Origin of the sequence: Sanguibacter biliveldensis (assembly GCF_033798665.1) — a bacterium.
Taxonomy (GTDB): domain Bacteria; phylum Actinomycetota; class Actinomycetes; order Actinomycetales; family Cellulomonadaceae; genus Sanguibacter; species Sanguibacter inulinus.
This window is the reverse complement of record NZ_CP138359.1, coordinates 2,333,607-2,349,778: the sequence shown is the minus strand read 5'-3', so window position 1 is coordinate 2,349,778 and position 16,172 is coordinate 2,333,607. Positions and strand designations below refer to the sequence as shown.

The 16,172-nt window shown below is 71.0% G+C and carries 15 protein-coding genes; 12 read left to right on the top strand and 3 right to left on the bottom strand.

Annotated elements, in window-relative coordinates:
• Positions 1-58: 58 nt before the first annotated feature.
• Complete coding sequence (gene mshC, locus SANBI_RS10245; RefSeq protein WP_319154709.1) at positions 59-1,336, top strand: cysteine--1-D-myo-inosityl 2-amino-2-deoxy-alpha-D-glucopyranoside ligase; 1,278 nt, start codon at positions 59-61, stop codon at positions 1,334-1,336.
• Positions 1,337-1,519: 183 nt separating this feature from the next.
• Here mshC and SANBI_RS10240 read toward each other — a convergent pair whose 3' ends face one another.
• Entirely contained in the window at positions 1,520-2,395 is an 876-nt protein-coding gene (locus SANBI_RS10240) for a PAC2 family protein (RefSeq protein ID WP_319154707.1), read from the bottom strand.
• A 153-nt stretch (positions 2,396-2,548) separates the two neighbouring features.
• Here SANBI_RS10240 and SANBI_RS10235 point away from each other — a divergent pair, with 153 nt between their 5' ends.
• Positions 2,549-3,382, top strand: coding sequence for an HAD family hydrolase (locus SANBI_RS10235; protein ID WP_319154705.1), 834 nt, complete (start codon positions 2,549-2,551; stop codon positions 3,380-3,382).
• A 151-nt stretch (positions 3,383-3,533) separates the two neighbouring features.
• Here the strand turns inward: SANBI_RS10235 and SANBI_RS10230 are convergent, their stop codons facing one another.
• Positions 3,534-4,472 (bottom strand): RecB family exonuclease, encoded by a 939-nt coding sequence (locus tag SANBI_RS10230; protein WP_319154702.1) that lies wholly within the window; start codon positions 4,470-4,472, stop codon positions 3,534-3,536.
• Between the two features lie 53 nt (positions 4,473-4,525).
• On the opposite strand from SANBI_RS10230, the gene SANBI_RS10225 reads away from it, so the two are divergent.
• The 10 genes from SANBI_RS10225 to hisF all read left to right on the top strand — a co-directional run bounded on the left by SANBI_RS10225 (position 4,526) and on the right by hisF (position 15,357).
• A complete protein-coding gene (locus tag SANBI_RS10225; RefSeq protein ID WP_319154699.1) occupies positions 4,526-5,668 on the top strand; it encodes a site-2 protease family protein in 1,143 nt (380 codons plus the stop codon).
• Positions 5,669-5,679: 11 nt separating this feature from the next.
• Complete coding sequence (locus SANBI_RS10220) at positions 5,680-6,813, top strand: class I SAM-dependent methyltransferase (RefSeq protein ID WP_319154697.1); 1,134 nt, start codon at positions 5,680-5,682, stop codon at positions 6,811-6,813.
• A 35-nt stretch (positions 6,814-6,848) separates the two neighbouring features.
• Positions 6,849-8,552 carry a proteasome ATPase gene (gene arc / locus SANBI_RS10215; protein ID WP_319154695.1) on the top strand — a complete coding sequence of 568 codons (1,704 nt, stop codon included), beginning with the start codon at positions 6,849-6,851 and terminating at the stop codon, positions 8,550-8,552.
• Between the two features lie 75 nt (positions 8,553-8,627).
• Positions 8,628-10,217 (top strand): depupylase/deamidase Dop, encoded by a 1,590-nt coding sequence (gene dop, locus SANBI_RS10210; protein ID WP_319161251.1) that lies wholly within the window; start codon positions 8,628-8,630, stop codon positions 10,215-10,217.
• A 113-nt stretch (positions 10,218-10,330) separates the two neighbouring features.
• Positions 10,331-10,522, top strand: coding sequence for a ubiquitin-like protein Pup (locus SANBI_RS10205; protein WP_056133564.1), 192 nt, complete (start codon positions 10,331-10,333; stop codon positions 10,520-10,522).
• Positions 10,523-10,528: 6 nt separating this feature from the next.
• Positions 10,529-11,386, top strand: a complete 858-nt coding sequence (gene prcB, locus SANBI_RS10200; protein WP_319154692.1) for a proteasome subunit beta — start codon at positions 10,529-10,531, stop codon at positions 11,384-11,386.
• On the top strand, positions 11,383-12,168 hold the full coding sequence (gene prcA / locus SANBI_RS10195; RefSeq protein WP_319154689.1) for a proteasome subunit alpha: 786 nt from the start codon (positions 11,383-11,385) through the stop codon (positions 12,166-12,168). Before prcB ends, prcA begins: the two co-directional genes overlap by 4 nt.
• Positions 12,165-13,532 carry a Pup--protein ligase gene (pafA, locus tag SANBI_RS10190; RefSeq protein WP_056133556.1) on the top strand — a complete coding sequence of 456 codons (1,368 nt, stop codon included), beginning with the start codon at positions 12,165-12,167 and terminating at the stop codon, positions 13,530-13,532. Before prcA ends, pafA begins: the two co-directional genes overlap by 4 nt.
• Before the next feature lie 77 nt (positions 13,533-13,609).
• Positions 13,610-14,527 (top strand): FKBP-type peptidyl-prolyl cis-trans isomerase, encoded by a 918-nt coding sequence (locus SANBI_RS10185; RefSeq protein WP_319154686.1) that lies wholly within the window; start codon positions 13,610-13,612, stop codon positions 14,525-14,527.
• 56 nt (positions 14,528-14,583) lie between these two features.
• Positions 14,584-15,357, top strand: a complete 774-nt coding sequence (gene hisF, locus SANBI_RS10180; RefSeq protein WP_056133550.1) for an imidazole glycerol phosphate synthase subunit HisF — start codon at positions 14,584-14,586, stop codon at positions 15,355-15,357.
• 94 nt (positions 15,358-15,451) lie between these two features.
• On the opposite strand, the gene SANBI_RS10175 is transcribed toward hisF, so the two are convergent.
• Positions 15,452-16,096, bottom strand: a complete 645-nt coding sequence (locus SANBI_RS10175) for a TIGR03085 family metal-binding protein (protein ID WP_319154683.1) — start codon at positions 16,094-16,096, stop codon at positions 15,452-15,454.
• Between the last annotated feature and the right edge of the window lie 76 nt (positions 16,097-16,172).

Sequence of the window (16,172 nt, the reverse complement as noted above, 5' to 3'; positions counted from 1 at the left end):
GACCGCACACCCAGCGGGCGGGCGCCTGGGGGTGCCCGGCTCGGGATACTGTTGGACCGTGCTCACCTGGCCTGCCCCACAGATCCCCGAACTCCCCGGCCGCGGCGACGTCGTCCGCGTCCACGACAGCTCGACCGGCCGGCTGGTCGTCGCCTCGCAGGGGCCGTCGGCGTCGCTGTACGTCTGCGGCATCACCCCCTATGACGCGACCCACATCGGGCACGCCGCCACCTATGTCGCCTTCGACCTCCTCGGGCGGGCGTGGCGCGACGCCGGTCAGGACGTCACCTACGCGTCCAACGTCACCGACGTCGACGACCCGCTGCTCGAGCGTGCGACGGCGACAGGTGTCGACTGGCGCGACCTCGCCGTCGAGCAGACTGCGCTCTTCGCCGAGGACATGACGGCGCTCGGCGTGATCCCCCCTGACGTGTACCTCGGGGCCGTCGAGACCATTCCGCCGGTGGCCGCCGCGGTCGAAGAGCTCGTCGCTGCCGGAGCCGCGTACAGGGTGCCGCTCGAGGACGGCGCGGGCGGCGACGCCCCCGAGCTCGGAGACGTCTACGCCGACGTGACCGCCGACAGCGCCTTCGGCCAGGTGTCACGCCTCGACGAGGCGACGATGCTCGAGCTCTTCGCCGAGCGCGGGGGCGACCCCGAGCGTGCCGGCAAGCGCAACGCCCTCGACCCGCTGCTGTGGCGCCGTGAGCGTCCGGGCGAGCCGGCCTGGGAGGCCGGGAGCCTCGGGACCGGGCGCCCTGGGTGGCACATCGAGTGTGCCGTGATCGCTCGTGCAGGGCTCGGGCTGCCCTTCGACGTCCAGGGCGGTGGTTCCGACCTGCTGTTCCCGCACCACGAGATGAGCACGTCGCACGCCCGCCTCATCGGCGACGGCGAGGTCCACGGAGCCGGTGCGGCCACGCACGTCCACGCCGGGCTCGTCGCCTACCAGGGCGAGAAGATGAGCAAGTCTCGCGGCAACCTCGTGTTCGTGTCGCGCCTGCGCGCCGAGGGCGTCGAGCCGATGGCCATCCGTCTCGCTCTTCTCGCCCACCACTACCGCTCCGACTGGGAGTGGACCGACGCGAGCCTCACCGAGGGTGTGCAGCGTTTCGAGACGTGGCGCTCGGCTGTCTCGGGCAACGGCGGCCCCGACGCCGACGCGACGCTCGCGGAGATCCGCGCGGCGCTGGCGGACGACCTCGACGCGCCCCGCGCGCTGGCCGCCGTCGACAGGTGGGCCGAGCTGTCGCTCGCCGGCACCGCCGAGCCTGTCGAGGGCGCGCCCGGAGTGATCTCACGAGCGGTCAACGCGCTGCTCGGCGTCCGGCTCTGACGCGCCGCACGACGTCATCGCCGAACGACGACATCGCCGAACGACGACATCGCCGCACGAGGTCACCGCTGGATAACTGACGCGGACAGACGACGAGCCGGGACCCGCCTCTGGGTCCCGGCTCGTGGCGTCTATGCGTCACTCCCTGCGTGAGGAGCTGCTGCTCCCCGCGAGGGACGTCGCTCAGAGATCCTTGTCGCGTCGCTTGAGGTACTGCTCGAACTCCCGCGCGATCGCCTCGCCGCTCGCCTCGGGAAGCTCGGCGGTGTCCTTCGCCTCTTCGAGCTGCTTCACGTACTCCGCGATCTCGGTGTCCTCGGTCATGAGCTTGTCGACACCGTTCTGCCACGCCTCCGCGTCTTCCTCGAGGTCCTTGAGGGCGACGGGCTCGGCGAGGAAGGCCTCGAGACGTCCGAGGATCGCCGCCGTGGCCTTGGGCGACGGTGGGTGCGCGACGTAGTGCGGCACGGCGGCCCACACGCTGAGCGAGTGGAAGCCGGCCTCGTGCGCGGCGCTGTGCAGCACCCCGACGATCCCCGTCGGACCCTCGTAGGTGTTCGCCTCGACCTCGAGCAGGTGCTGGACAGCCGGGTCGTCGGAGGTCACCGACACCGGGATCGGCCGGGTGTGCGGCACGTCGGCGAGCAGCGCGCCGAGGGTCACGACTGTCGTCACACCGAGGCTCTGGGCGATCTCGAGCAGCTCGGTGCAGTAGGACTTCCAGCGCAGCGACGGCTCGATCCCGTGGACCAGGACCACCCGGCGGCGGGTCATGGGCGGCTCGACGACCGAGATCGTGGTCGTCGGCCAGGCGAGGTGCCGGGTGCCGTCGGCCGCGGTCGAGACCATCGGCCGGTTCTCCTGGAAGTCGTGGTACTCCTCAGGGTCTAGCTCGTCGATCTTCTCGGCGCCCCACACGTCGATGAGGTGCAGCAGGGCCGAGCTCGCAGCGCTGCCGGCGTCGTTCCAGCCCTCGAAGGCCGCGAACATGATGGCGTCTTCTGCAGGGCTCGCGTCGCCGGTGTCGGGGGTGGCCTCGGAGGGGGTCTCGTCCGTCATCCCACCAGCGTAGTTGGCCCGCGCCGCCAGGACCGCGCCGGCCGCCGCCCAGCCCGCCCGGACCGACCAGCCTGCCCAGGCTGACCCGCCCGGACCACCCGACCCGTGCTGCTCAGGGCCACCCCACCCAGAGACCGCCGATACGATGGACGGGTGCCCCCCTCACCTGATCTGAGTCCTGTCCCCGCGCCTGCCGCCGCCCCGTCCGCAGCTGCCTCCACGTCTGCGACCTCCGCCACGTCTGACATCGCGGAGGCCTCCGCCGAGGCCCGTGACGCTGCCGGCAGCGAGGTCGTGCTGCCCGCGGCCGTCCTGTGGGACATGGACGGCACGCTCATCAACTCCGAGCCGTACTGGATGGCGGCCGAGGGTGAGCTCACCCGTGAGCACGGCGTCCCGTGGACGCACGAGGACGGTCTGCAGCTGGTCGGACGTGCCCTCGTCGACTCTGCGGCGATCATGCAGCGCGCCGGTGTGCGCCTGGAGGTCCCGGAGATCATCGAGTACCTCATCTCACGGGTGATCGCCCAGGTGAAGATCGAGGTCCCGTGGCAGGACGGCGCCGTCGAGACCCTGGCGTCGGTCCGGGCTGCTGGCATCCCGTGCGCTCTCGTGACCATGTCCTACAGGTCCTTCGCTGACGCCTTCGTCGCGCAGGCTGCCGAGGGCACCTTCGACGTGATCGTGACGGGTGACGAGGTCGCTCGCGGCAAGCCCGACCCCGAGGCCTACCTGCGGGCCGCGCAGATGCTCGGGGTCCGCATCGAGGACTGCGTCGTGGTCGAAGACTCTCCGTCCGGCATCGCGTCGGGTCTCGCATCAGGCGCACCGACCGTCGGCATCGAGGTCATGGTGCCCGTCGAGCCGCAGCCCGGGCTGAGCCGCATCCGGTCTCTGCGCTCGCTCACGCTCGAGACCCTCGGTCGGCTCGCAGCCGGTGAGGTCATCGACGAGATCGGCGTGCCCGAGACTGCCTCTCGAGCCTGAGCGCACGCTGGCACCGCGCCTCGGCTGACCGGGGCTGGAGGGGTGACAGACCTGGTCTGGCACCCGGCCCGTCCCGTTCTGATCGGGGACCGGCCTGGTCCTCGATTCTCGCTGGTCTCGACCTGGCCCGGGACCCATCCCGGCCGCGCTGTCAGGCGGCCGGGCGCACACCTGTCGCGCGCTCGACGGCGTCCGGGTCGATCTCGGGCGGCGTCCCGCCGAACTCGGGGCAGATGCTCTGGTGCGCGCACCACCCGCACAGCTTGGACCGACGCGGTGCCCAGGTCCCGGTGGTCGCGGCGGTCTCGATGCTCGACCAGATCGTCCGCACCTTCTGCTCGGTCGCGAGCAGCTCACGCTCGGTCGGCTCGCTGCGCAGCACCTGCCCGTCGCCCAGGTAGACGAGCTGGAGCATCTTGGGCATCTCGCCGCGCTCGCGCCACAGGACCAGACCGTAGAACCGCATCTGGAACACCGCTGAGCTCTCGTACCCCGGCCGGGGAGACTTGCCAGACTTGTAGTCGACCACCCGCACGGCGCCGTTCGGGGCCACGTCGACGCGGTCGACGATGCCCCGCATCAGCGGCCCGCCGTCGAGCTGGGACTCCACGAACATCTCGCGCGACTCCGGCTCGAGCCTGTTCGGGTCTTCGAGGGTGAAGTATGTCGAGACCAGCCGGCCGGCGCTGTCGAGCCAGGTGTCGAGCGCAGCGGCGTCGGTGAAGAGCTCCGCGTACTCAGGTGACGCCTCGCGGAGCCTGTCCCACTCGCCCGGGATCATGCCCTGCGCGAGCTCGACGGTCCGCTCGCCGAGAGGTGCGTCGTAGAGCCTCTCGAGGACCGAGTGCACCAGGGTCCCGCGTGCTGCGGCAGAGCTGGGCGGCTCGGGGAGCTTGTCGACCACGCGGAACCTGAACAGCAGCGGGCACTGCATGAAGTCGTTGGCACGCGACGGCGAGAGCCCTGGCCGGCGCGGGGACCGGATGACCTCGGCGACCACCCCGTCCGCAGCAGGCACGACGGCTTGTCCGTCGACCGGAGCGGTGCCGACGGCGGACGGGAGTGCTGGGGGAGTGACCGAGTGCTGCATGGAGACGAGCCTAGGGTGCGTCACCGACAGCGGTGGCACGTAGGGTGACGCCTGTGGACAAGAGCACAGGATGGGTCGTCGGCCGGATCGCGGGAGCACCGGTCCTGCTCAAGCCCTCTGCCCTGGTCATGGTCGGGGTCCTCACGCTGCTGTTCGTCCCGACGGTCCGGACGGTGAGCCCCGAGCTCGGGTCGCAGACCCTCCTGGGTGCCTTCGTCGTGGTCGTCATGCTCATGGTGTCGGTGTTCTTGCACGAGCTCGCGCACGCCCTCGCGGCGCGCGCCCACGGCATGGTCGTCCAAGAGCTCGCCCTCACGCTCTGGGGCGGGCACACGGCCTACACGGACACGAGGTCCACGCCCCGCAGCTCAGCGGTCATCGCCGTGGTCGGCCCGCTCACCAACGTCGTCCTCGCCGGGCTCGCCTGGTTCGGCTACCAGGCACAGGCCGGGTCGTCGTCGGTCGCCCTGCTCCTCTACGTCTCCGCCTACGCCAACGCCGCCGTCGCGATCTTCAACCTGCTGCCCGGGCTCCCGCTCGACGGCGGGCAGGTCACCGAGGCGCTCGTCTGGGCTGTCACCGGCTCGCGGCTGCGCGGCACCGTCGTCGCGGCCTGGACGGGGCGGGTCCTCGCGGTCGCCCTCGTCGCAGCAGCCATCGCGGTCCCCAGCCTGAGCGGTCGCCGCGTCGAGCTCCTCATGGTCGTGTGGGCCGCGCTCATCGGTTCGTTCATGTGGAGCTCGGCCTCGGCGGCGCTGGCCCAGAGCCGCCGCCGCGCGAAGATCGACGCCCTCGACCCGCGCCTGCTGGCTCGTCCCGCGGTCGCCGTGAGTGCGGACGTCACCGTCGCGCAGGCCCGCCAGATCGCCGAGGACCTCGGCGGCGACGACGCCCAGGTCCAGCTCGTCCTCGTGGCCGGGCCACAGCCGACGGCGGGGGTCGCGACAGGACAGCCCGTCGGGCTCGTCGACCATCTCGCCCTCGCAGACGTCCCGGAGAACGCCGCCGCGACGGCGCCCGTCTGGTCGGTCTCCGTCGCCCTGCCGACGGTCGCCGTGGTCGACGCGGCCCTCGCGGGGGAGCAGCTGTTCTCGGCGGTCCTGCGCGCCGCCCCGCACGCCCCGGTGTGCATCCTCGTCCTCGGCGAGCACGTCGTCGGTGCCCTCTACGCCACGGACGTCGCCCGCGCGATCTAGACTGGCGCGTTGTGACCGACGAACTGAGCCCCGCCGCACCGAGCACCTCCGCCCCCTCCGCGCCTGGCGCACCGACCGCCGTCCCCGCCGGGACCAGCGCCACCGGGCGTCCTGAACCGACCGGAGCCCAGGTCCGCCGCGGTCCGTTCCGCCCGGGGGACCGTGTCCAGCTGACGGACCCGCGCGGCCGTCTGCACACCATCACCCTCACCGCGGGAGCTGCCTTCCACACGCACCGCGGGTACTTCCAGCACGACGAGATCATCGGCCAGACCGAGGGATCGGTCGTCACGACCACCTCGGGGATCGAGTACCTCGCCCTGCGCCCCCTGCTGAGCGACTACACGCTCTCCATGCCGCGCGGCGCCGCGGTGGTCTACCCCAAGGACGCGGGCCAGATCGTCGCGATGGCCGACATCTACCCCGGTGCGCGGGTGATCGAGGCCGGGGTCGGCTCCGGGGCGCTGACCCTGTCGCTGCTCCGTGCTGTCGGCGACGGCGGCTCGCTGCACTCGATCGAGCGTCGCGAGGACTTCGCCGACATCGCCCGAGCGAACGTCGAGCTGTTCTTCGGCGCCCCGCACCCCGCGTGGGAGCTCTCGATCGGCGACCTCTCCGACGTCCTCCCGACGGTCGCCGAGCCCGGCTCGGTCGACCGCGTGGTCCTCGACATGCTCGCCCCGTGGGAGAACCTCGAGGCCGTCGCGGGTGCGCTCGCGCCCGGCGGTGTCCTCGTCTGCTACGTCGCGACGACCACCCAGCTGTCCCGCCTCGCCGAAGACCTCCGCGACGACGGCCGCTTCACCGAGCCCGAGGCGTGGGAGACGATGGTGCGCGGCTGGCACCTCGAAGGACTCGCCGTCAGACCCCAGCACCGCATGGTCGGGCACACGGGCTTCTTGCTGACCACCCGCCGGATGGCTGACGGCATCGACGCGCCCGTGCGGCGTCGCCGCCCGTCCAAGGGCTCCTACCCTGTCGTCGAGGAGGAGTGGAGCGCCGAGGACCTCGGTGAGCGTGCCGTCTCGGACAAGAAGGTCCGCAGGGTCCGTCGTGACGTCACCGCGGCTGCCGCCGAGAGCGGCGTGACCGGATCGTCACAGGACGTCCCCGCGGACACAGGGGCGCACGACGACGATCTGTGACATCGTCGGACCTCACGCAGCGGAAGGGGCTCAGCATGAGCGACTCGACACCCGACACCCCCCGGAGCACACCTGAGGACACCGCCCGACGTCTTGCCGTGCTCTCTGCGCAGAACGAGCGCCTGGCCCAGGTGCTCGGCGAGGCCCGCGGCAAGATCGTCGAGCTCCAGCAGCAGATCGAGGAGTTCGCGAAGCCTCCGGGCACCTTCGCGGTGTTCCTGGAGGAGCACGGCGACGGCACCCTCGACGTCATGTCTGCGGGGCGCAAGATGCACGTCGGCGCCAGCCCGTCGGTCGACCTCTCGCAGCTGCGCCCCGGCCAGGAGGTCAGCCTCAACGAGGCCTTCGTCGTCGTGGCCGCCGGCGGGTACGAGCCCGTCGGCGAGATCGTGACCGTCAAAGAGCTGCTCGACGACGGCCGAGCCCTCGTGGTCGGCCGCTCGGACGAGGAGCGGGTCGTGCGTCTCGCCGGGTCGCTCGTGGGCGCGCCGCTGCGCGCGGGCGACGCGCTCACCGTCGACACGCGGTCGGGCTTCGTCTACGAGCGCATCCCGAAGGCCGAGGTCGAAGACCTCGTGCTCGAAGAGGTCCCGGACATCGACTACAGCGACATCGGCGGTCTCGGGCCGCAGATCGAGCAGATCCGCGACGCCGTCGAGCTGCCCTTCAACCACCCCGACCTCTTCCGCGAGCACGGGCTGCGCCCGCCCAAGGGCATCTTGCTCTACGGCCCGCCCGGCTGCGGCAAGACGCTCATCGCCAAGGCTGTCGCCAACTCCCTCGCTGCAGCCGTGGCACGACGCGCGGCGGCCGCAGCGGCAGACGGCCCGGTCGACGGTGTCCCGGCGATCGTCGAGACCGCCAACCAGGCGAAGAGCTATTTCCTCAACGTCAAGGGCCCCGAGCTGCTCAACAAGTACGTGGGGGAGACCGAGCGGCACATCCGGCTGATCTTCTCCCGTGCTCGCGAGAAGGCCTCGCAGGGCTACCCGGTCGTGGTGTTCTTCGACGAGATGGAGTCGCTGTTCCGCACCCGCGGGACGGGGCTGTCCTCGGACGTCGAGACGACGATCGTCCCGCAGCTGCTGAGCGAGATCGACGGCGTCGAGCGTCTCGACAACGTCATCGTCATCGGGGCGTCCAACCGTGAGGACATGATCGACCCGGCGATCCTGCGCCCCGGCCGCCTCGACGTGAAGATCAAGATCGAGAGGCCCGACCCTGAGGGTGCCCGCGAGATCTTCGCGAAGTACCTCACGAGCGACCTTCCGATCCACGCGGACGACCTCGCCGAGCACCAGGGCGACACGGCGGCCGTGGTCGACGGCATGATCCAGCGGGTCGTCGAGCGGATGTACGCCGACACCGAGGAGAACCAGTTCCTCGAGGTGACCTATGCCTCCGGGGACAAGGAGACGCTGTACTTCAAGGACTTCAACTCCGGCGCGATGATCCAGAACATCGTCGACAGGGCGAAGAAGTCGGCGATCAAGGACTTCCTCGCGACCGGGCAGCGCGGCATCCGCGTGGAGCACCTGGTGACGGCCTGCGTCGACGAGTTCAAGGAGAACGAAGACCTGCCCAACACCACCAACCCCGACGACTGGGCGCGGATCTCGGGCAAGAAGGGCGAGCGCATCGTCTTCATCCGCACGATCGTCCAGGACAAGAACGGCTCGGGTCGCACGGCTGCCGGCCGGACCATCGAGACGGCGACGAGCACCGGGCAGTACCTGTAGCGCGCCGACCCTGGCCCCGGCACCCCTGACCTGCGTGCCGGGGCTAGGGTTGGTCGCGTGACTGTGCGACGCGTGATGGGGATCGAGACCGAGTACGGCGTCCTCCAGCAGGGCAACCCGATGGCCAACCCGATGCTCATGTCGAGCCAGGTGGTGACCGCCTACAGGGCGATCAGCTCCTCGGCCCGCTCGAGGGCACGGTGGGACTACGACGACGAAGACCCCTTGCTCGACGCCCGGGGCTTCCACGTGCGCCGGGCCTCGGCGCACCCGTCGCTGCTCACCGACGACCCCAGCCGCCCCGCGCCGTCGGGCCCCACCGCGGGCGAGGCGCAGGTCCAGAGCATCGAGCGTCCGACCACCGAGGCCTACGACGACCCGAGCGCAGCGAACGCGATCCTCACCAACGGCGCCAGGCTGTACGTCGACCACGCGCACCCCGAGTACTCCTCGCCCGAGGTCACCAACCCTCTCGACGGCGTGCGCTGGGACGTGGCGGGGGAGCGCGTCATGGTCGCCGCCGCCCGCGAGGTCGCCGCGCACATGGGGGTCGACCTCCAGCTGTACAAGAACAACGTCGACGGCAAGGGCGCGAGCTACGGCACCCACGAGAACTATCTCGTCGACCGTCAGGTCCCCTTCGGCATCATCACCGAGCTGCTGACCACCTTCCTCGTCACGCGCACTGTGTTCACAGGCTCCGGTCGTGTGGGGCTGGGGCCCGTCGGCCAGGAGGCCGGCTTCCAGATGTCGCAGCGCGCGGACTACATGGAGGCCGAGGTCGGCCTCGAGACGACGCTGCGACGCCCGATCGTCAACACCCGCGACGAGCCGCACGCAGACCGCAGCCGATGGCGCCGTCTGCACCTGATCATCGGAGACGCGAACCTCTTCGAGACCGCGACGTACCTCAAGCTCGGCACGACGTCGGCTGTCCTGTGGGTGCTCGAGCACCTGGACGAGATCCCCGGCGCGCAGGCCGCGCTCGCCGCGCTGCGCCTCCGCGACCCCGTCGCCGCGGTCTCGCAGGTGAGCCGCGACCTCGAGCTCGGCTACGGGCTCGAGCTCGCGGACGGTCGGCGGATGACGGCCGTCGCGCTCCAGCACGCCTACCTCGAGGTGGTGAGGGCGGGTGTCGAGGCCCTCGGCTCTGGTGACACCGTGACCGACGACGTGCTCGACCGCTGGGGCAGCGTCCTGGACCGGCTCGTCACCGACAGGGCGTCGTGCGCCCGCGACGTCGAGTGGGTCGCGAAGCTGCGTCTGCTCGAAGGCCTGCGCCGACGCGACAACCTCGCCTGGGACCACCCCCGGCTGCGTGCGATGGACCTGCAGTGGTCGGACGTGCGCCCCGAGCGCAGCATCTACCACCGCCTGCTCGCCAAGGGCGCAGTCGAGCGCCTCGTCACGGAGGAGTCGGTCATGGCTGCGGTCGCACACCCGCCGACGGACACCCGCGCCTACTTCCGCGGAGAGGTCATGGCGCGCTTCCCCGCGATGGTCTCGGCGGCGAGCTGGGACTCCGTCATCTTCGACCTGCCCGGGTCCCCGTCCCTGCAGCGGGTCCCGATGATGGACCCGTGGCGTGGCACCGAGCAGCACGTCGGCCGGCTGTTCGCCGAGCGGCCCGACGCCGAGGAGTTCCTCGCCGCGCTGCTCGGCTGAGCCGCCGACCTGCGACGCCACCTGTGGACTCGCCGCTCGTCGGACGCGCTGATGTGGTGAGATGGGAGTCTGTCGACGCCCTCGGGGTGACGCACTGAGGCAAGGAGGACCACATGGCCGGCCAGGAACGCCAGCAGCACTCGCCGCAGGACCGCGAGCCCGACGACGCAGCACCGGCGCCAGCCCCCGCGGCGGCCCAGGCGCGCGACGCTGAGGTCGACGCGCTGCTCGACGAGATCGACGACGTGCTCGAGACGAACGCCGAGTCCTTCGTCCGTGGATTTGTGCAGAAGGGTGGGCAGTGACCCGCCATGACGGCTGAGCACCCTGCACGGCTCCCGAGCTCGTTCATGACGCCGGGCAGCTCGTCCTTCGTCGAGTTCCTCGCCGCGCACGACCCTTCGCTCCTGCCGTCGTCGCGCACGCTCCCGTCAGGTACTGCGCCGCCAGCGCCTCACGGGACGACCATCGTCGCCGCGTCCTTCGAGGGCGGCGTCGTCATGGCCGGGGACCGCCGCGCGACCGCCGGCTCGATGATCGCGCACCGCGAGATCGAGAAGGTGTTCCCTGCGGACGAGTACTCGGCCGTCGGGATCGCGGGGACCGCCGGGCTCGCCCTCGAGCTCGTCAGGCTGTTCCAGCTCGAGCTCGAGCACTACGAGAAGATCGAGGGCACGCTGCTCTCCCTCGACGGCAAGGCGAACCGCCTGTCGACCATGATCCGCGGCAACCTAGGGCTCGCGATGCAGGGCCTCGCCGTCGTGCCGCTCTTCGCAGGTTTTGACCTCGTCGCGCGTCGCGGCCGCATCTTCTCCTACGACGTCACCGGTGGACGGTACGAAGAGCTCGACCACCACAGCGTGGGGTCGGGCTCGGTGTTCGCCCGGGGGGCCCTGAAGAAGCTGTGGCGGCCCGGTCTCGACGCCCAGGGCGCCGTGCGGGTGGTCGTGGAGGCGCTCTTCGACGCCGCCGACGACGACTCGGCCACCGGGGGACCCGACGCGGTCCGCCAGATCTGGCCCGTGGTCGCCACGGTCAGCGAGGCGGGGTACCTGCGTCTGGCAGACGACGAGCTCGAGAGCGTCGTCGACGACATCTCGCTCGAGCGGACCAGGCAGGCCCGCTCGTCGCGCACCCGCCACGGATCGCTCGGAGGAGACCTGCGATGAGCATGCCGTTCTACGTCTCGCCCGAGCAGCTGATGAAGGACCGCGCGGACTACGCCCGCAAGGGCATCGCCCGCGGCAGGTCTGTCGTCGTCGCCGCCTACGAGGGTGGCATCGCCTTCGCGACCGAGAACCCCTCGCGTGCGCTGCACAAGATCTCCGAGATCTACGACCGCATCGCCTTCGCGGCCGTCGGCAAGTACAACGAGTTCGAGAACCTGCGGGTCGCCGGTGTCAGGTACGCAGACCTGCGCGGCTACTCCTACGACCGCTCGGACGTCGACGCGCGCGGCCTCGCCAACGCCTACGCCCAGACGCTCGGCACGGTGTTCACGACAGAGTCGAAACCCCTCGAGGTCGAGATCGTCGTCGCCCAGGTGGGGACGACCTCCGAGCACGACCAGATCTACAGGCTCTCCTACGACGGGTCGGTGGCCGACGAGCACGGGTTCGTCGTGATGGGCGGGCAGGCCGAGCAGCTCGGGACAGCGATGTCCGAGCGCTGGCGCCCGGGTCTGACCCTGGCCGAGGTCCTCGTGCTCGTGCGCGAGGTGCTCGGCGGGCCTGCTGCCCCTGACGGTGAGCCCCGCGAGATCCCCGCTGCTCACCTCGAGGTCGCGGTGCTCGACCGCAGCCGACCGCGCCGTGCCTTCCGCAGGCTCTCGGGCGACGTGCTCGACAACCTCCTGGCGGTCGAGGCGTCCCTCCCGGCAGGTGCTGGGCCTGATTCATCAGAACCGGCCGGACCGGCTCCCACGACCGACCCCTCAGGAGACCCCGCATGAGCACCCGCAGGATCTTCGGCCTCGAGACCGAGTACGGCATCACCTGCGCAGCGCCCGCAGGCCAGCAGGGACTCTCCGCGGACGAGGTGGCCCGCTACCTGTTCCGCAAGGTGGTCGCGTGGGGCCGGTCCTCGAACGTGTTCCTGCGCAACGGTTCCAGGCTCTACCTGGACGTCGGCTCGCACCCCGAGTACGCGACGGCCGAGTGCGACGACATCCGCCAGCTCATCACCTACGACCGCGGCGGGGAGCGCATCCTCGAAGGGCTCGTGGCGGACGCCCAGCAGCGCCTCGAGGTCGAGGGCATCCCGGGCTCGATCCACCTGTTCAAGAACAACACCGACTCGGCCGGCAACTCCTACGGCTGCCACGAGAACTACCTCGTGCGCCGGCAGGGGGACTTCACGCGCCTGGCTGACATCCTCGTGCCCTTCCTCATCACCCGGCAGGTCCTCACCGGTGCCGGCAAGATCCTCCCCACCCCGGGCGGCGCGACCTTCTGCCTGTCCCAGCGGGCCGACCACATCTGGGAGTCGGTGTCGAGCGCGACCACCCGGTCGCGGCCCATCATCAACACCCGCGACGAGCCGCACGCCGACGCCGAGCTGTACAGGCGCCTGCACGTGATCGTCGGCGACTCGACGATGGCCGAGCCCACGGCGATGCTCAAGGTCGGCGCGACCGACATGGTGCTGCGCATGATCGAGGCCGGCGTGCCGATGCGCGACATGGCGCTCGAGAACCCCATGCGTGCCATCCGTGAGATCAGCCACGACATGACGGGCAAGGCGCCCGTCACGCTGGCTTCGGGCCGGACCGTCACTGCGATCGACCTCCAGCAGGAATATCTCGTGCGGGTCCGCGACTTCGTCGAGGCGTCGGGGGAGATCTCCGAGACCGACCGCAAGGTCTTCGACCTCTGGGAGCGCGGGCTGCTCGCGCTCCAGTCGGGTGATCTCACGAGCGTCGAGCGCGAGCTCGACTGGGTGATCAAGCACAGGCTCATCCGCCGCTACCAGGAGAAGCACTCCCTTGAGTTGACCGATCCTCGCATCGCACGGCTCGACCTGGCGTACCACGACATCTCGCGCACCGAGGGACTGTACAACCTGCTGGCCGCACGTGGACTGGTCGAGCGCGTGACGAGCGACGTGGAGGTGCTCGAGTCGACGGCCGTCCCGCCGCAGACCACCCGGGCCAGGCTGCGCGGCGAGTTCGTCCGCAAGGCTCAGGAGGCCAAGCGCGACTACACGGTCGACTGGGTGCACCTCAAGCTCAACGACCAGGCGCAGCGCACCGTGCTGTGCAAGGACCCGTTCCAGAGCGTCGACGAGAGGGTCGACAGGCTCATCGAGAGCATGTGAGGGGAGCCACGTCCGCCGCAGCCGTCTGGGCAGGCGTGCTCCACGAGTCCTCCACGACCGCTCGATACGATGACGGGATGCCCCGAGACCACCGCCGCAGCACCACGTCCAGGATCCGTACCGCCTGGGCGGCGCCGGCCCTCGCCCTCGTGCTCGCACTCACGGCCTGCGGACCCGGCGACGACGAGGCCCCGGCACCCGTCCCGACCGCCGAGCCGACGATCGGTGTCACCGGGACCGGCGGCACCGTCCCCACGCTCGACTTCCAGGCCCCGCTGACACTCTCGGACCCCGTCGAAGAGGTCGTCTGGGAAGGCGCCGGCGACCCGTTGGTCGACGGAGGACCCGTCCTGCTCCGCGTGTACACGGTGAGCGGGACCGACGGCAGCGTCGTCCGGGACGACTTCGCGTCTGTGCCGGCCGCCTACCTCATGACCCCCGACTCGATCGGCTCCGAGCTCTACACGGTCCTCGAGGGGCACTCCGTCGGGGCGCGCATCATGTACGCCGCAGCGACCGACGGCACGCCGCTCGTCTCGACGATCGACATCTTGCCGACGAGCGCCTCGGGTGACATCAGCGACCCCGAGGCCGGTCTGCCGAGCGTCGAGCACGGTGAGGGTGGCGTCCCCACGGTGACCATCCCCGAGGGGACCGAGCCGCCTGCCGAGCCTGTCGTGCGCCAGATCATCCGCGGCACGGGTGGGCAGGTGGCGAGCGGCCAGCAGGTCGTCATCCAATTCGTCGCCGTGAAGTGGTCGACGGGTGAGGTCTTCGACACGACCTGGGGGGAGGGTCGCCTGCCCCAGACCGTCACGCTCGGCACCGACCAGCTGATCGAGGGCTTCGACGAGGGTCTTGTCGACCTGCCCGTCGGCAGCGAGGTCATGCTCGTCGTCCCGCCTGGCCTGGCCTTCGGCCCGAGCGGCAACGAGCTCGCGTCCGAGACCCTCGTCTACGTGGTCGATATACTCGCGGTGTCTCCTCCGGCCTGACCGCGGGAGCTGTCCGCGGCCCTGAGCCCGGACGAGTCCCCAGGAAGCAGGAGTGCATGTCTGTCTCGGTCCGCGTCATCCCGTGCCTCGACGTCGACGCCGGTCGTGTCGTCAAGGGAGTCAACTTCGAGAACCTGCGCGACGCCGGTGACCCCGTCGAGCTCGCGCGGACCTATGACGCCGCTGGTGCCGACGAGCTGACCTTCCTCGACGTCTCGGCGTCCTCGGGCAACCGCGAGACCACCTACGACGTGGTCCGCCGGACCGCCGAGCAGGTCTTCATCCCGTTGACGGTCGGCGGCGGCGTCCGCACGGTCGAGGACGTCGACAGGCTGCTGCGCGCCGGAGCGGACAAGGTCGGGGTGAACACTGCGGCGATCGCGCGTCCCGAGCTCATCTCCGAGATCGCCGACAGGTTCGGCAGCCAGGTCCTCGTGCTCTCGGTCGACGCACGACGCGTCCGCGACGGCGTCGAGACCGCCTCGGGCTACGAGGTGACCACGCACGGCGGCAGGCAGGGAACGGGCATCGACGCCGTCGAGTGGGCCGCACGCGCGGCGACGCTCGGTGCCGGCGAGATCTTGCTCAACTCGATGGACGCCGACGGCACCTACGACGGCTACGACCTCGAGATGTTCGCGCAGGTGCGGTCCGAGGTGCGCGTCCCGCTCATCGCGAGCGGCGGGGCGAGCAGCCCTGCAGACTTCTCGGCGGCGGCGAAGGCCGGGGCCGACGCCGTCCTGGCTGCGAGCGTCTTCCACTTCGGGCGGCTGACGATCGACCAGGTGAAGCAGGCCATGGCCGCGGACGGGGTCCCCGTCCGCCTGTGACCGCCGTGCCCCGGTGACGGTGGGCCAGAGACCACGACGAAGCCAGGATGCCCTCCCGCAGGTGGCTTCGTGCTTCGTGCTTCGTGCTTCGTGCTCAGGCTTGGCTCGACGTGCCGCCCGGCCCGGGGAACCTCGCGAGGAGCGCCCGGACGTCGGCGGCGTCCCCCTGGAAGGTCAGGTCTGTGCTGGTCCCGCGGCCGAAGGCGAAGAGGATCACGTCGGCCAGCTCTCCGGTCACGACCACGGTGCCGGCCCCCGACCGCGGCTTGCGCGCGACGACCCGCGGGCCGTCGGTCACGACGAGGACGACCCCGACAGGTGCCGGACGGAGCAGCAGCCTCGAGAACAGCCGGAACTGCTTCCACAGCGCCTTCGCGTAGTCGGGGGCGATCTCGGTCGACCGCGCGCCGTCAGGTCCGGCGCGGCGGACGTCCTCGGAGTGGACGAACAGCTCGAGCAGGTTCATCTGCTCGGAGAACCAGTACCCCGGGCTGAGGCGCCCGGGCCCCTCGGCGACCTGCGCGACCAGGGCGGCGTAGCCCTGCGGGTCGGCAGACGTCGCCGCGACAGACTCGAGCCGACCTGGGGACATCCGCCACGGGGTCCTGTCGCGGAGCACCAGGTGCGCGGCGAGGTGCTGCGTCTGCCAGCCCGCGCACAGCGTCGGGGCTCCGGGGCCCGCTGCGAGCAAGGTCTGGGCGAGGTCCGCGCGCTCGGTGGCGCTCCAGGTCTGGGTCATGGCCCCATCCTGGCACGACGCCCGCGGCCAGGCATGCTGCGGCGCCAGCCTGTGGACCCGCGTCGCAGCAGGTGGC

Coding starts and splice junctions, on each gene's coding strand:
- SANBI_RS10240 (WP_319154707.1), bottom strand. CDS start 2,395: ATGACGGACGAGACCCCCTCCGAGGCCACCCCCGACACCGGCGACGCG.
- SANBI_RS10230 (WP_319154702.1), bottom strand. CDS start 4,472: ATGCAGCACTCGGTCACTCCCCCAGCACTCCCGTCCGCCGTCGGCACC.
- arc (WP_319154695.1), top strand. CDS start 6,849: ATGAGCGACTCGACACCCGACACCCCCCGGAGCACACCTGAGGACACC.
- dop (WP_319161251.1), top strand. CDS start 8,628: ATGGGGATCGAGACCGAGTACGGCGTCCTCCAGCAGGGCAACCCGATG.
- SANBI_RS10205 (WP_056133564.1), top strand. CDS start 10,331: ATGGCCGGCCAGGAACGCCAGCAGCACTCGCCGCAGGACCGCGAGCCC.
- prcB (WP_319154692.1), top strand. CDS start 10,529: ATGACGGCTGAGCACCCTGCACGGCTCCCGAGCTCGTTCATGACGCCG.
- prcA (WP_319154689.1), top strand. CDS start 11,383: ATGAGCATGCCGTTCTACGTCTCGCCCGAGCAGCTGATGAAGGACCGC.
- pafA (WP_056133556.1), top strand. CDS start 12,165: ATGAGCACCCGCAGGATCTTCGGCCTCGAGACCGAGTACGGCATCACC.
- SANBI_RS10185 (WP_319154686.1), top strand. CDS start 13,610: ATGCCCCGAGACCACCGCCGCAGCACCACGTCCAGGATCCGTACCGCC.
- hisF (WP_056133550.1), top strand. CDS start 14,584: ATGTCTGTCTCGGTCCGCGTCATCCCGTGCCTCGACGTCGACGCCGGT.
- SANBI_RS10175 (WP_319154683.1), bottom strand. CDS start 16,096: ATGACCCAGACCTGGAGCGCCACCGAGCGCGCGGACCTCGCCCAGACC.